This is a genomic window from Acinetobacter sp. YH12251, assembly GCF_013417465.1.
Lineage (GTDB): Bacteria > Pseudomonadota > Gammaproteobacteria > Pseudomonadales > Moraxellaceae > Acinetobacter > Acinetobacter amyesii.
Genome location: NZ_VPDZ01000004.1, coordinates 58,495 through 74,903, shown reverse-complemented (window position 1 = coordinate 74,903; position 16,409 = coordinate 58,495). Strand labels below are relative to the sequence as shown.

Here is a 16,409-nt window from a genome sequence, read left to right as displayed (position 1 = left end):
AATTTACTCCTTGCGAATAAAGCCTATATCCATTCAAAGTGTTTATAGGCAGTTTTGATTTTTTCTGTGGGTAGATAACGACAGCCAAATGTATAAATGACTGTGTTAAAGGCCCAAATAAACCATGCTGTCCATAGATTATGACTGAGAAAATGTGCACCCCGCATCATTTGCGCCCAGCCAAAAGCAAAGCCTAAAATCAGCCCAGCAGATAAAAAGAAATAGGCACGGGCAGGTCGATGTATTCGATAAACAAAATAGCCCGTGATCAGGGCAAAACCAGTCGCAGCATGACCACCGGGAAAACAGTGTCCTTGGCGTGCTGAAAAATCCCAAGAAAAGCCGTGGGCTGTAGCGACTGTCATATTCCAAGGGCAGGCATGCGCAGATTGTGATTTGAGCAACCCAATGATTGCCGTGCTGAGTAGAGCCACTACGATAAAATAACCGAATTCAAACTTGCGTGCTTTCAGATGAGGATATTTAAAACTGCATATCCATGCTGCGATATACAGGACATACACACCTATGACGATATTCTTGATATAGCGATGGTTCAGCACCGCAAGTGCCCAATCATTACGATGAGGAAAACCACCATGTAGGTCGACCCAAGGCTGAATAAAAGTTTGGTCGAGCGAACCACCGACGGGAAAAACATAAAGGAGGCCAACCATACTGAGCGTGAGCAGCAGGGCTTGTCGTAATAAAAATGAACGGTTCGAGAGCATAAATCGTGTGATGTGCTGAAATTATTTTGTTTGAATACTGCTATTTGAAACCACAAAACTTAAATCAGACTTAATCGGCTATTTGAACTGTATCGATATAGATAGTGAAGAAGATGCATAAAGCAAAACGGGCATTGTGTTAAAGTTTTTGAAAACTCAGTAATAAAGATTTATGAGCATACGTGCAGTCCTTTTTGATTTAGATAATACTTTGACTCATCGAGATCACAGCGTTCAGGCCTATACGCAGTATTTAGCCGAGTCTTATCAGTCGACGCTGGCGGAGGTAGACCTTGTACAGATTAAACGTATTATTAACCGTATAGATAATGGGGGATATCCGAAAAAAGAACTCCTTACACATCCGAGTATTGGGGCATCTGTCGCTTATGCACTACAAACGGAGCTAGATTGGATACAACGCCCTGATTTTGATGAGCTCACACAATTTTGGTTTCAGCACTTCGGTCAGTTTGCCGTGGCGATGCCTGGGGCATTGAGCTTGCTGCAGCAACTAAAACAACAGCAGTATAAATTGGCTGTGGTGTCAAATGGTGGACATGCCACACGCCTGAATATTTTAAATGGACTGGGTTTTGCATCGTATTTTGATCAGATCATCAGCTCGGAAAGTGCAGGGATCAGTAAGCCCAAAGTTGAAATATTTCAGCATAGTTGTCGTGAGTTGGGCGTGAAGGAAACCGAGTGTTTATTTATTGGTGATCATCCTATCAATGATATTTATGGTGCGAGCCAAGCAGGGATGTCTGCTGTTTTATTAGAAGGCTTTCATGCTTTAAGTGCAGAACAACAGCACAGCATTCCGAATAAAATTCAGCATTTGGATCAGGTCTTAGATTTTCTAAAATAATGCTGACAGAAATAAGGCGTTGTCGAATTTTAGGGTTAAAAAAAGCGGCTTTAAAAGCCGCTTTAGATTGTGTTGTTTAGAACATGTTTTCTTCAGAGTTTGCCGAAATGCGGTGAATACTTAAGTCTGCGCCACGGAATTCTTCTTCTTGATCTAGGCGAATGCCCATCGTGACTTTGAGTAGACCATAAACGATGAAACCACCAGCCAATGCAATCACGATCGCGAGCAGCGTACCGATACATTGAGAGATCATTGAAATACCGCCTAAACCGCCCAACCATTTTTGTCCAAATAAACCCACTGCAATGCCACCGAAAGCACCACAAACACCGTGTAGTGGCCATACACCGAGTACATCATCGACTTTGAGTTTGTTTTGAGTGTATGTAAATAGTTTGACAAAGATCAGACCTGCGATAGCGCCGATAATCAACGCACCGACAGGATGAACTACATCTGAGCCTGCACAGATTGCAACCAAACCTGCTAAGGGACCATTATGTAAGAAACCGGGGTCATTTTTACCCATAAAGTTTGCTGCAAGCGTGCCACCCACCATTGCCATGAGAGAGTTAATCGCAACCAGTCCTGAAATGGCATCCAAACGTTGTGCACTCATCACGTTAAAGCCAAACCAACCGACGATTAAAATCCAAGAACCTAAGGCAAGGAATGGAATACTTGAAGGCGGGTGCGCGCTGATACGACCGTCTTTTTTATAGCGTCCATGACGTGCGCCAAGTAAAAGTACTGCAGCTAAAGCGATCCAACCGCCCATGGCATGTACCACGACCGAACCTGCAAAGTCATGAAAGGCTGCGCCAAATGTGCGTTCTAACCATGCTTGTAGCCCAAAATTACCATTCCACGCCATGCCTTCAAAAAATGGATAGACCAAAGCGACCAATAATAATGTGGCAATCGCTTGAGTCCGCATTTTTGCACGTTCAGCAATACCACCCGAAATAATCGCTGGAATGGCTGCGGCAAATGTCAGCAGGAAGAAACAACGCATTAAGTTGTAGCCATGATCGGCTGCTAAAGTGTCCCCAATATGGAAAAAGTGCTGACCATAAGAGATGTAATAACCCACAAAAAAGTATGCAATTGCGGAAATAGAAAAGTCAGTCAAAATTTTACTCAGCGCATTGACCTGATTTTTATGTCGTACTGTACCTAATTCTAAAAATGCAAAGCCAGCATGCATGGCAAGAACCAAGACTGCACCAAGAAGGAGAAAGAGGAGATCTATATTTTGCATAAGGTGTTCCAGTTTAGTGCGCTAGTTCACGAAAAGAAGTTCAGTATATCGAGCGGAATAATTTCGAAAAGAGGAGTGAGAGAGGGAAATTTTGATTAAAAAAACTAAAAAATGTAGAAGACTCGATATAAAGCAAAGACTTGCTTGAGCATGACAATAATGCACTAAAATAGTGCAATAATGATTTGCAATGACAAAATTAAATGAATGATTATTAAGTAAAAACTATGTTTTTAGAATCTGTTTAAAAAATGAAAAACAAATAGCGCCATTTCTGAGTTAATTCAGGGCAATTCATTATTTTGTATTTTTATCTGATTGATAGATGTTAGCGCGAGAATGAAACTTAAAATTGACGAATGATACATTTTGGGAGTCTGTCTGAGCATCTTGTGGTCTTCAAAAGATGAAAGCTGGATGGCTTGCCTGAACTGAAATAATGCACAGATATTAACCAATGAAATCTCTGCTGTTGCACTTTTAGATGGCGAAATAAACATCCAAGAGGGGGTTTTGTGGTGATGGTCGTTGGATCTGACTGTATTTGATGAAGTGTTAAATTTAAACGGTACAGAATTTTAAAATTTAAGCCTTGAATGCTTAAGCTAAACGCTGTGTATTAATCGCTTCAGCCCAGTCACAACATCCGCAGCGCGGGCAGACATCCTGAGCACCGTGAATGTACATGGTTTTGCCACAATGCGTACAGGCATACAGCTGATGCATTTTGATATCTCGAACCGCTTTGTAGGGTTTCGGAAATAGTGGCAGTCCATAACGTACCTGCTCAGGTGGATAAAACAAAATACTAAATTTGCCATCACTTTCTAATAGGCCGACGCGGACTTGCCCTAAATGTTCAACATTTTGCTGGCGCATTTCAGAGAAAAATTCATCATGCGACATTTTTCCTTGTTTGATTTTCTCTAAGACCAATTCACCATTTTCCACAATGTAGAGGGCTTTGCCTTCAATTAAATCTTCAAAGGGTTGGTATTTCATCATGAGCCAAGTGATTACTCGGTATAAACCAATCACCACCGTCATCACAATGAGCGCTTGTAAGAGGGGGAGTTCCTCCTCAAACATTGGGTCGCCTGCAATAGAACCCAAAGCAAGGAGGATGGCAACTTCAAAGATGGATAACTGTCGCACACCGCGTTTGCCCGTTAGGCGTAAGAATACGATGATTAAAACGAACATAATGACGCTACGCAAAATCACTTCGGCAGCAAAAGTCCATGTGGTGTCATGGATGAATATTTGGGCTAAATCCATGTCTCATCCTTTTTTATCGTTATATGTTTTAACTTAGCAAAGCGCTAGGCGATAAAGCAGCTCAATTGTGTTAATTTTTAAGCATTATTTGAAAATGGATTTCATGCTAACGGTATTGTATGCATGAGATATTTGATGAAAAAAAGTGCTTTAAAATAGCCATAAAAAAAGCACCGACGAATCGATGCTTTTGATGTGGTCTGGCAATTTTTAAAGATGCTCAGTTATTTAATATGTTCTGCAATATCCGTAAAGATTACACCTAAACCATGTGCGCCAGCATCTGGATAGCCAAGACTACGGTCGCCTACAGTTCCCGCACGTCCCATACGCGCTACGATCTCTTTGGTATTTTCAGCGCCTTGAACCGCCGCTTTTGCACCAAGTACAAAGTTTTCTTTAAAGGATTTATCGGTATGGGCAGACCATGAATCTGCGCATGGTACTAGGGCATCAATTAGGGTTTTATCACCCACCACTGCGCCACGTCCAAATGAACGTTCACCTGTAGTTTGAATGCCTTTGACTGCTGCTTGCAGCATCTCTGTGAAATCAGTGACAGTTAAAACTGATTTGCCTTGAATTGATTTCGCTGCTGCACGGAATGCTGAACCCCAGATTGGGCCAGACGCGCCACCACAATGTTCCATAATGATCATTGAGCAGTTCAGCATGAATTCATCTATCTGCTGCGCTTGAATCAGACTTTGCCATTCACGTTTTAATTGCTTAAAGCCTTTCGCCACGCTCATGCCGAAGTCGCCATCACCTGCATGCGCGTCCAGTTCACAGAATGGCACTTCATTTCTAATGATGCAGGCAGACATCACATCCACCACATAGCGCATGTTTTCGATGGTGAATTGCTCATTGCTGATCACCGCATGTTCAGGCTGTGTTTCAACTTGGGTGTTTACTACAGCTTCGGCTGAAGCATCTTTGGATACAAAAGTTAAAGGCTGTGCTGCTGAACCATCCATTTTAAATGCAGGGGTATTGGCTGCTGCATCGAGGTAGGTTTTCAATTCATCATCGACAGCAAGCAAGGACACAGATGCACCATTCATGTCGATACTGGTCATATAGTTGCCGACAAATGTGCGGTAAATTTTGATGCCTTTACGTGCAAGGTGTTCGCATACATCATGGTTAAAGACATACAACTCTTGCAGCGGTGTGCTACCAAAGCCATTGACCAAGACTGCAACTTCTTTCATGTCTGGGCGGTCAAGGAACAGGTCATCCACGATGCGCTGTGCCATTTTTTTGGATGGCAAGATTTTTTCACGACGGATGCCGGGTTCACCGTGAATGCCGACGCCATATTCCATTTCGTCATCAGCCAAAGTAAACGTTGGCGTGCCTTTGGCTGGAACAGTACATGAGCTATAAGCAAAACCAAGGCTAATGACGTTGTCCGCAGCTTTTTGAGCAATCGCTTTTACGTCTGCAAGTTCTAAGCCTTTTGATGCTGCTGCGCCTGCAATCTTATGTACAAATACTGTGCCTGCAACACCACGACGACCGACTGTATATAGGCTGTCTTTAACCGCAATGTCATCTGCCACTTTCACGTAGTCAACTTTGATACCATCTTCAGTTGCAAGCGCTGCACCATTCTGGAAATTCATCATATCGCCAGAATAGTTTTTGATGATCATCAGCACGCCTTTGTCAGTTGCGACTTGCTGTAAGGCTTTATAGACCTGAATTTGCGATGGAGATGCAAATACATCACCACATACGGCAGCGTCTAACATGCCTGTGCCTACAAAGCCTGCATGGGCAGGTTCGTGACCGCTACCACCACCACTGATCAATGCCACGTTATTGTGTTTTTCTTTACGGGAAATGATTTTATAAGATTCATTAAATGCAAGTTCTGGATGTGCCAGTACAAGTCCTTTGCACATTTGGACAACGAGGTTTTCTGCGTTGTTCATGAGTTTTTTCATTAATGCACCAATGGGTTATGAATTTGGGGAGATCTAAAGGTGATTATTATAAGGAAATTGGTGTGGTGTCTGACATAAAAGTGTAAAAAAGCAGTATTTCTGATTAATGGGTGAGTGATTGGCTTGTTTTTGGGTACACTTATTTTAGATGTGGAATCCCTCCCAACCTCCCTTTAATAAAGGGAGGCGTTGTCACGTAGTTTATTTAATCACCTGACGTCCCCCTCTTTTTTAAAGAGGGGTTAGGGGAGATTTAAAATTTGAGAAAAATAATGAAACCCTACAATAAAAACTTAAAACAAGTATCTCGTGACTTGCGTAACAACATGACTGAAGCAGAAAAACTATTGTGGTCAAAACTTCGTAATAAGCAAATTTTAGGTTTGCAGTTCTATAGACAGAAACCAATTTTAAATTTCATTGTGGATTTTTACTGTCCTGCAGCCAATTTAGTGATTGAGTGTGATGGTGGTCAGCACTTTTTGCCTGAAGGATTAGAGGCAGATCGAGTGCGAGATGAAGCTTTGGCTAAAGGTGTTGAGATTTGATAATGGGCAGGTAATGGCGCAGATTGATGATGTGGTGGAAGTGATTTATCGGTATTGTTTGGAAGTATTTTCTAAAGAATCCCCCTAAATCCCCCTTTTGCAAAGGGAGACTTGATGCGAATTTGATTGCGGTTATGGAGTCGCATAGTTCCTCCCTGTTTAAAGGGAGGCTATGAGGGATTAAATACGAAAATTATAGAGAAAATAGCTTTAATAGCCCATTAATTCAAAATGTCTAAAAAATATTCTGTTTCTCGCTTCAGGTATAAAATTGAATATTGTTTCTAAATTATAAATTTTGATAATTTTTTCGGCTAAATCAATTTGATGAAGGAAAAATAGGCTTTTTACAAACTCTTCTAAGAATATAACTTTTGACAAAATATTACTTAGAGAGTCTCTAATGTTCTTATATTTAGCTTGTTTTTGAAAAAGCTCATATGAAGAAATATAGTTCTCACTGTACTTATGTTTATCTATAGATAAGTAATATAAAGATTGTAAATCCGAAACATAATTGTCTGATAAGTCTTTTTCTAAAATTGTCATTCCTTTCTTATGCAATGAACCACATCGGAAAAAATCATCTATAAAATTTGAATCTTTTTCATCCTTATCTACAGTTGTTTCTTTATGACTATAAACTTCTTTAAAGTCAGGAGAAAAATAAGTTATCCAGATGTCACATAGTTCTAAAATTTGGACATCATTCAAAAAAGCAAGAGGTTTTTTGATTCCGATTTTATGACTTAATTCATAATGATCTTTAATAAGCTTTATGGCTTTAGTTAGTTCATTATTAGAAATTTTATAACATTTTGTCAGTTCTTCTTTAATGGCTTTGAAGGAGTTATCACTCCATTGTTCGTATGGCGGAAGATGTGTAGTTAACTCAAATATTTGTTGGCGTGATAGGTTTTTTGTGAATGTCCCAAGTTTGTATTCATCTATCAACGAATCAATCAAATAAATTAAATCATCTAGATTATCTTCTAAATCTTTGAATCTTGTATTGAGAATATAACAGTTGATAACACCTTGTTCGACTAAATGTGTCTGATCATCATTGCTTCTAGGGTATCTAAAAGTTTGTCCTGTAGGATCAATACTTGCTATATCACATATTGTTTCATTAATTCGATCAATTAATTCTCTAAAACGGGTATCAAGCAAATTTGCATTTATTTTGAAATATGACCAAATATTCCCAATATCATGTGAAGTAATCAAATTAAAACAGGGTAAATCAATCTTTTTGATGTGAGCTAATAATCTAATTTCTTCAATAGCACCTTTAAGTCTAAGCTCAATAGAATGGCGCATATTAAAACAGATTGGATAAATCAAATGATCAATTTGTTCACCTTTGGAATTTAAAATGTAATTTAAAAGAAGATTAGCCGCTTTAGAATAGCCTTTTGAATATTCTATATAATTAGGTTGTCCATTATCCCCAACACATGCATTAGCCCATGTTGGCCCACTTCCAGTGAATGTTTTGTTGTCCATAAGTGTTTATTACAAAGTTTTTAGAATTTTAATGCAATATTATTGCATAAATCCCTCCCAACCTCCCTTTAATAAAGGAAGGAGCTGTCACGTAATTCAATTGATACGCGAAAAGTCCCTCTTTCTTAAAGAGGGATTTAGGGAGATTAAAAAATAAAAAGCCCTCTACTTGGGGGCTTTTTAGTTCCCCCTTTATCAAAGGGGAGCTAGGGGGATTTCTTAAACCACTGAATCATCCAAATTCGGCGCTAACCAACGCTTCGCTTCATCCAATGTCCAACCTTTACGCTGCGCATAATCTTCAAGCTGGTCGCCTGCGATTTTACCCACGTTAAAGTACTGGCTTTCAGGGTTTGCATAGTAGAAACCGCTGACAGATGAAGGCGGCCACATTGCAAAACTAGAAGTCAATTGCGTACCAATCTTGTCGGTAGAACCTAACCAATCAAACAATGGCGCTTTTTCAGAATGCTCAGGACAAGCAGGGTAGCCCGGTGCAGGACGGATGCCCACATACTTCTCTTTAATCAATTCTTCATTGCTTAAGGTTTCAGACGCTTGGTTACCCCAGAACTCTTTACGGATGCGCTCATGTAAATGCTCCGCAAACGCTTCCGCAAAACGGTCACCTAAAGATTGCGCAAGAATTGCAGAGTAGTCATCGCCTTTAGCTTTGTACTCATTGGCCATTTCTTCTGCACCAAAGATCGATACAGTGAAACCGCCCAAGTAGTCTTCTGCGACACCTTTAGGCGCAATAAAGTCCGCTAATGACAAGTTTGGTTTACCTGTCACTTTATCAGACTGTTGACGAATGTGATGGAAGGTATGCGTAACCGATTGACCATCTTCGCTATACACTTCAACCGAATCCGCTGCTGAACGGTTTGCAGGGTAAATACCAAACACAGCACGAGCATCAAAACGTTTGTTGTCGATGATGTCTTTTAGCATGGTCTGTGCTTGTTCATACAAGTCAGTTGCTGCTTCACCTACAACTTCATCCGTTAAGATAGCAGGGAATTTACCTGCCAAACTCCAAGAAATGAAGAACGGTGTCCAGTCAAAGTACTCAACTAATGTTTCCAATGGATAATTGGTCAGCGTTTGCGTACCAATAAAGTTTGGCTTCACAGGCGCATTGGCAGCAAAGTCAATTTTTAAGCCATTTTCTACAGATTCAGCATATGTCAGCTTGGCAGCTTTTGGCTGTTTATTGGCAATACGCTCACGGACTTTTTCATATTCAGCACGTGTGTCTTCAACAAATTTAGGCTTCATTTCTTTAGAAAGTAAAGTTGTTGCTACACCCACCGCACGAGATGCATCGGCAACATAAATCACCGCATCATTTGAATATTGCGGATCAATTTTCACTGCCGTATGCGCTTTAGAAGTGGTTGCACCGCCAATCATCAATGGAACATTAAAGCCTTTGCGCTGCATTTCTTTCGCAACAAAAACCATTTCATCCAGTGACGGCGTAATGAGGCCAGAGAGACCAATAATGTCGACTTTCTCATCAATGGCAGTTTGCAGAATCTTCTCGCAAGGCACCATCACGCCAAGGTCGATGATGTCATAGCCATTACAGCCCAGCACTACGCCCACGATATTTTTACCGATGTCATGTACGTCACCTTTCACAGTTGCCATCAGGACTTTACCCTTAGATTGGCCAGCTGTTTTTTCCGCTTCAATGAATGGGTTGAGCCAAGCTACAGCCTGTTTCATGACACGTGCAGATTTCACGACTTGCGGCAGGAACATTTTGCCTGAACCGAACAAATCACCTACCACATTCATGCCGTCCATCAGCGGACCTTCAATTACATCTAAAGGACGTTTAGCTTTCAGACGTGCTTCTTCAGTATCTTCATCAATGAATGTGGTGATGCCTTTAACCAAAGCGTGTTCCAGACGTTTTTCAACTGGAAGTTCACGCCATTCCAAGTTTTCCACTTGTTTTTGCGCAGCGCCTTGACCACGGTATTTTTCAGCAACTTCAAGCAGCTTTTCTGTAGCTTCTTGATGGCTTTCACCTTGGTTTTGGTTCAAGATCACATCTTCAACCGCAGCTTTCAGTTCAGCATCAATATCATCATAAATCGCCATTTGACCTGCGTTGACGATACCCATGGTCATGCCTTGCTGAATGGCATGGTATAAGAACACTGAGTGAATCGCTTCACGTACAGGCTCGTTACCGCGGAAAGAGAACGATACGTTAGACACACCGCCAGAAATCATGGCATGCGGCAAGTTTTGCTTAATCCAGCCAGTCGCTTCAATGAAGTCCACAGCATAGTTATTGTGTTCTTCAATACCAGTTGCCACGGCAAACACGTTCGGGTCAAAAATGATGTCTTCAGCAGGGAAGCCAACTTCATTCACTAACACGTCATAAGAGCGCTTACAGATTTCTTTTTTACGTGCAGCTGTATCGGCCTGACCATTTTCGTCAAAGGCCATCACAATCACGGCAGCGCCATACTGACGGCACAAACGCGCTTTTGCAACGAACTCGTCATAGCCTTCTTTGAGGGAGATCGAGTTAACAACCGCTTTACCTTGTACACATTTTAAGCCCGCTTCAATGATTTCCCATTTAGATGAGTCAATCATGATCGGCACACGTGAAATTTCAGGTTCAGAGGCTACAAGATTCAGGAAGTGCACCATTGCGCCTTCTGAATCCAGCATGCCTTCATCCATGTTGATGTCGATAATCTGAGCACCGGCTTCAACTTGCTGCTGTGCAACTTCTAAAGCTTCGGCAAAGTTTTCTTCACGGATTAAACGTAGGAATTTTTTAGAACCTGTAACGTTGGTACGTTCACCGACGTTTACAAACAGCGAATCTTCTGTAATGTTGAACGGCTCTAAACCGCTGAGACGGCAAGCGGGTTTGGTTTCTGGCACTTGGCGCGGCGCAATGTCTTTTACGGCATTGGCAATAGCACGGATGTGATCCGGCGTTGTACCGCAGCAGCCGCCAGTGATGTTAATCAAGCCACTTTCTGCAAATTCTTTAATAAAGGCAGCGGTTTGTTCAGGGGTTTCATCATAACCGCCGAAGGCATTTGGTAAGCCAGCGTTCGGATGTGCCGAAACAAAAGTATCGGCAACGTCAGCAATGGTTTTTACATGCGGACGCATGGCATCTGCACCTAGGGCACAGTTAAAGCCAATCGACAATAAATCACCATGACGCACAGAGTTCCAGAACGCTTCAGCAGTTTGGCCAGTTAAAGTTCGGCCAGAGGCATCGGTAATCGTGCCTGAAATCATCAATGGCAATTCGTAGCCAATTTGGTTGAAGACTTCTTTCACTGCAAAAATGGCAGCTTTACAGTTTAAGGTATCGAATACAGTTTCAATGAGTAGAATATCCGCACCGCCTTCAATCAGGGCATGCGCAGCTTGAATATAGTTTTCTTTTAACTCATCAAAAGTAATGTTACGAAATGCTGGGTCATTTACATTTGGCGAGATCGAGCAAGTACGTGAAGTCGGGCCAAGCACACCTGCTACAAAACGCGGTTTTTCAGGCGTTGAGTATTTTTCACAAGCTGCTTTGGCAATACGCGCTGCTTCACGGTTGATCTCTGATACCAAATCTTCCATGTGGTAGTCAGACATTGAAACTTTTGTGCCGTTAAAGCTGTTGGTTTCAATAATGTCTGCACCAGCATCGAGATAGGCTTCATGAATGCCTTGAATGATTTGCGGCTGAGTCAACACCAATAGGTCATTATTGCCTTTGAGGTCAGATGCCCAATCTGCAAAACGCTCACCACGGTAGTCAGCTTCTTCGAGTTTATGACGCTGAATCATGGTGCCCATTGCACCGTCGATAATCAGAATCCGTTGAGCGAGCAGCTCTTTTAGGGTGGCAAGCGTGGACATAAATAACCCCAATCCGATGGAATATAAAATCGGCAAATATATTAACAGAATTCATTGCAGTTTTATTGATATTCAATCATCTTCACAGCGCGCAATTATTAGCTTGTTGAATTAATGAGCAATATTGCAACTTGCTAATTTCATATTCCAATTTCATATAAATGTATGGAAAGCTTCATGAATTTGTCATATTGCTCAGGCAAGATTAAAAAACATCCAGCAGGGCTATGCAATATGACAAAAAAACATGACAGATGAAATATAAGCTGAAACATTGGGTTTCAAAGAAAATAAAGTTTAAATACGTAGATTAAATAACTGATTTACTTTATGAAAGTAGAGTGTGGAAGTCGGTGTTTAACGCTTAAAAAAAACAAATAAAGCATGAAAAATTGCTTTATATGACACCGCTTTGTCATATAATTGTCATAATTAAATTGAACAATATGGGGATTTTAAAATCCTCTATTCCTGCCTGCATGAATTCTAAACAAACTCCCGTAGATTCAGCGCACACGTCGACTCCTCAAAAGTCCACGAATGTTCATGTGCCTACACCGAAATTCTTTATGCCGGTATTTTTAACGGTGATTATTTCAACGTTGATTTATATTGGTTTTCAGGTGACTGCCGATTTAGCGCATGTTCCGCCTTTAAGTCTTTATTCAATGATTTTATTGGGCACAGCCTTATTCATCGCACTTGGCTTTGAATTTGTAAATGGTTTCCATGACACTGCAAATGCAGTAGCAACAGTGATTTATACCAACGCCTTGTCAGCACCGGTTGCGGTAATGTGGGCGGGTTTCTGTAACTTCCTAGGCGTAATGGTTGCCAGTGGTGCAGTCGCTTACGGCATTATTGCCTTGTTACCTGTTGAATTGATTATGAATGTCGGTTCAGGTGCTGGCTTTGCCATGGTTTTCGCTATGTTGATCGCAGCGATTTTGTGGAATTTAGGAACTTGGTTCTTAGGCATCCCTGCGTCTAGTTCGCATACTTTGATTGGTTCTATTCTTGGCGTTGGCATCATGAACTACCTGTTAAATGCAGGCGGTGGTGCGAGCGGTGTAGATATGGAGCAGGTGCTTAAAGTCGGTAAGGCGTTATTGTTCTCGCCACTGATTGGTTTTGCATTTGCGGCTCTCGTTTTCTTGTTGGTGAAGCGTATTTTCCGCAAACAGCTAGAATTGTTTCAGCCACCAGAAGGCAATAAGCCGCCACCACCACTGATTCGTGCAATTTTGATCTTTACTTGTACAGGTGTAAGTTTTGCGCACGGTTCAAATGATGGTCAAAAAGGTATGGGTCTGATCATGCTGATTTTGATCGGATGTGTGCCATTGGCTTATTCATTGAATAAGAACTTAGATAATCAACATATTCAATCTTTCCATCAGTTATCTGCTCAAACTGCGACTGCGATCTACGCAGAGCATAAGGATATTCCTGATGCACAAGCGCGTGATGTACTCACCAAATACATTCAAACCAAAGAAGTCAGCCCAGAAGTTGTGCCAGCTTTAGCAAGTTTGACCGATCATTTAGGTGAGCGTGTTGCACAGTATGGCGACTTAAAAGATATTCCTGAACAAGAAGTATCTTCGATTCGTAATGACATGTACTTAAGTACTACTGCTTTTAAACGTCTAGATAAAGCTGAGCAACTACCAGCAATGGCAGAAGCTGAACAAAAGACTGTGAAGGAATATCGTAGTCACTTAGACTCGTTCTTACAGTACATTCCAACATGGGTGAAAGTCGCTGTTGCATTGGCACTGGGTCTTGGAACCATGGTGGGTTGGAAACGTATTGTCGTGACTGTAGGTGAACGTATTGGTAAAAACCACATGACCTATGGTCAGGGTATGTCTGCCGAGCTTGTTGCTATGTCAACGATTGCTGCTGCGGATGGTTTTGGTATGCCAGTATCGACCACACACGTATTGAACTCTGCGGTTGCAGGTACCATGGTTGCGAATAAGTCAGGTTTGAACTTTGCAACAGTGAAGACCATTCTATCGGCCTGGGTCTTCACTTTACCTGCAACGATCTGTCTATCAGGCTGCTTGTACTGGTTATTCTTGAAAGTGTTCTAAGCAACTCAAATTGCAGATATAAAAAAACGCTGCTTCGGCAGCGTTTTTTTATGGCTTTATCTCAGACATCACCGATTTGAATGGGATGGCTGAGCTGAAATGGAATAGTCAAACTAACAAGTTGAAGCTTTGAAAAGTTCAACACTTATTTGAACCAATGCCGTTACGCTTTTTTAAACAGTCCCAATACTTTTTTCACGGGCAACTTCTCTTCAGCAAAACCATATAGCGCTGCAAAAGGTAAGGCAGTACGCGCCAAATAAGCCACACGCCATAAGCCACCATGGTTGGCACCATGCATCATGAGTTCTAATGGATGGTCTAGCGCTGTTTCAGGGTTAGCAACCGATTGAGGGTTTCTCAAGTCGTGAATCCATAAAGCCGCCATGAGTGCATTAGTGGTTTCAGGTTGAAAGGATTCCACATCAAATAAACTCGCACCATTAAATGCAGCTTTTAATAATGGATTCTTCGTTACTGAGCGGGTCGTGGTGGATGGCGCAATATTGATACTAACCCGCTGACCATTTTGACGTGCGACAGTTGCGCGCCATTGTTGGATACGTTTTGCGAGTGCGTAGTTTGGACCTTGTTCCACCACTAGACAGTCAGCAATACCATAGGATTTTCCATTGTCTGCTGTGGTGGTTTGCTCATTATTTTGCTTAAAGAAATGCTGACCTGTGACTTTGGCAATACTTTGTGTCAATAGTTTTTGTGCAGAAGCACGGTTTTGGAATTTGGCTTGCGCTGCCGTAACAATCTCTTCTGGAACCGCATAGACATCGGTCGGAGTACACATAAACATCAAGCTGGTGTCGGCTTTTTGTTGGCTGACATAGGCCATGATGCTGTCCATTGCCATTGCAACACGAACATGCTTTTCACCATCTAAATAGGCAATTGCAGCCAGATCTAGTTGATGTTCACTTTGTGCAAGCCATTGTGCAATTTCAGGAATGTGTGTCAGTAAATTGGCGCCCAATTTGTGTTTTAGTTCTTGAATGGGTGTGTCTTCATGCACAGCGTCGAGACTTGGTGCATATAAAGTGGCATTACCGGCCTGAACCGTGCTTAAGATTCGATCCCAAACACGTTCATTATTGAGGTCGATTGCCACAATATTGGCTTTCCATTTTGCTAACCACGTCAGAGGGCCAGCTTCGGAGGCAGCACCAAAAAGCACCATAGTCCGATCTGACAAATCGAACCATTCTGGGTGTGCAATGGCTTCACGTAATGCGTCGGCATGACTGGCTTCAATGATGCCAGCATCTTGCCATTTTTGAATCTGAGCCAGTAAAGCCTCACCTTGAAGTTTTTGGCCATGATAGGGCACATACCACTCAGGCGCTGCGTCACTTTCACCTTTTAATTTCACGGTATGCAGCGGATGTGCAGTCAAAGCTACTGCATCTTTGAGCGTATACTTTTCTTGATTACGATAAAACTCAAAGACGTGATGCGCTTTATTTAAACCTTGCTCAGCAATGTTGATCGCAGCTTCAGATGATTGAATTCCTTGTTCAACCAAGGCTTTAAAATATTCAGGATATTTTTTACGCCAGTTTTTTTCTTGTTTTGCACGTACAGAAGAGTGATGGTCAACTGCAGCTAAGGCTTCAGCGATAATTTCACGACCAGTTTTAGATGTACTCGGCTTTTGGTTTGAAGCCGAAATGGGAAATTGAAGACCTTCAGTTGAACTCGACATGCAAAATATCTCAGCTAATTTTGTCATTAATATACAGATGTATACATTATCTATGCCAAATTAAAAAATAGGGTGGCATAAAGTGCCAGATTTATATGATTTGTCATGTGCTTTTGTGAACTTTCGTAGAATATACAGTTTCAAATTTTATTGCCGGAATTGAAAAAGCCTTCGGTTTGAAGGCTTAAAAGAAGAGGGCATGAAATCAGCAACGGCAAATCAACAACGGCCTTTTTTAGCCTGTCCGGGCGGGCAAAAGTCGCCATGTCGATCTGGGTACTTATAAGGATAGTGATTACGATCTGGGTCGACCACGATACTGCCTTCACGGGTGTGAACGGCACAAGCACTCAACACGCAGGTCAACAGCAAACTTGAGAACATCAGGACTATTTTCATTGGAATTTTCCCTTTTTTATTCTGTGTCATTTCAGTTTAAATCAGGGCAAGGATAGATAGCGTTTCAATCTGCTGTGAAATTGTATAGCTCGATATTCAAAGTGCGGTGTTGTAGATGTGGGAAATTGGCTA

10 protein-coding genes and 1 pseudogene are annotated in these 16,409 nt (G+C 41.6%); 3 read left to right on the top strand and 8 right to left on the bottom strand.

Annotated features, from left to right (window positions below; translation table 11 throughout):
• Nucleotides 1-23: 23 nt before the first annotated feature.
• Nucleotides 24-731, bottom strand: coding sequence for a phosphatase PAP2 family protein (locus FTV27_RS04960; protein ID WP_180077281.1), 708 nt, complete (start codon nucleotides 729-731; stop codon nucleotides 24-26).
• A 172-nt stretch (nucleotides 732-903) separates the two neighbouring features.
• Here FTV27_RS04960 and FTV27_RS04955 point away from each other — a divergent pair, with 172 nt between their 5' ends.
• A complete protein-coding gene (locus FTV27_RS04955) occupies nucleotides 904-1,602 on the top strand; it encodes an HAD family hydrolase (protein WP_180077279.1) in 699 nt (232 codons plus the stop codon).
• 76 nt (nucleotides 1,603-1,678) lie between these two features.
• Here FTV27_RS04955 and FTV27_RS04950 read toward each other — a convergent pair whose 3' ends face one another.
• The 3 genes from FTV27_RS04950 to dhaK form a co-directional block, all read right to left on the bottom strand.
• Nucleotides 1,679-2,866, bottom strand: coding sequence for an ammonium transporter (locus FTV27_RS04950; RefSeq protein WP_180077277.1), 1,188 nt, complete (start codon nucleotides 2,864-2,866; stop codon nucleotides 1,679-1,681).
• Between the two features lie 600 nt (nucleotides 2,867-3,466).
• Nucleotides 3,467-4,144, bottom strand: a complete 678-nt coding sequence (locus tag FTV27_RS04945; protein ID WP_180077276.1) for a DUF421 domain-containing protein — start codon at nucleotides 4,142-4,144, stop codon at nucleotides 3,467-3,469.
• Nucleotides 4,145-4,368: 224 nt separating this feature from the next.
• Nucleotides 4,369-6,099 (bottom strand): dihydroxyacetone kinase subunit DhaK, encoded by a 1,731-nt coding sequence (gene dhaK, locus FTV27_RS04940; protein ID WP_180077274.1) that lies wholly within the window; start codon nucleotides 6,097-6,099, stop codon nucleotides 4,369-4,371.
• Between the two features lie 272 nt (nucleotides 6,100-6,371).
• Between dhaK and FTV27_RS04935 the strand changes: the two are divergent.
• Nucleotides 6,372-6,735, top strand: a pseudogene (locus FTV27_RS04935) (endonuclease domain-containing protein).
• 122 nt (nucleotides 6,736-6,857) lie between these two features.
• Here FTV27_RS04935 and FTV27_RS04930 read toward each other — a convergent pair.
• Together FTV27_RS04930 and metH are read right to left on the bottom strand one after the other, a co-directional pair.
• Nucleotides 6,858-8,156 carry a hypothetical protein gene (locus FTV27_RS04930; RefSeq protein ID WP_180077272.1) on the bottom strand — a complete coding sequence of 433 codons (1,299 nt, stop codon included), beginning with the start codon at nucleotides 8,154-8,156 and terminating at the stop codon, nucleotides 6,858-6,860.
• Nucleotides 8,157-8,375: 219 nt separating this feature from the next.
• On the bottom strand, nucleotides 8,376-12,065 hold the full coding sequence (gene metH / locus FTV27_RS04925; RefSeq protein WP_180077270.1) for a methionine synthase: 3,690 nt from the start codon (nucleotides 12,063-12,065) through the stop codon (nucleotides 8,376-8,378).
• A gap of 479 nt (nucleotides 12,066-12,544) precedes the next feature.
• Between metH and FTV27_RS04920 the strand changes: the two genes are divergently transcribed.
• Nucleotides 12,545-14,164, top strand: coding sequence for an inorganic phosphate transporter (locus FTV27_RS04920; RefSeq protein ID WP_180035527.1), 1,620 nt, complete (start codon nucleotides 12,545-12,547; stop codon nucleotides 14,162-14,164).
• Nucleotides 14,165-14,327: 163 nt separating this feature from the next.
• Here the strand turns inward: FTV27_RS04920 and FTV27_RS04915 are convergent, their stop codons facing one another.
• Both FTV27_RS04915 and FTV27_RS04910 read right to left on the bottom strand, forming a co-directional pair.
• The gene (locus FTV27_RS04915; RefSeq protein WP_111884443.1) at nucleotides 14,328-15,878 is read right to left on the bottom strand and encodes a hypothetical protein; all 1,551 of its coding nucleotides are present in this window, start codon (nucleotides 15,876-15,878) and stop codon (nucleotides 14,328-14,330) included.
• Between the two features lie 219 nt (nucleotides 15,879-16,097).
• A complete protein-coding gene (locus FTV27_RS04910) occupies nucleotides 16,098-16,277 on the bottom strand; it encodes a hypothetical protein (RefSeq protein WP_078193028.1) in 180 nt (59 codons plus the stop codon).
• Nucleotides 16,278-16,409: the final 132 nt, after the last annotated feature.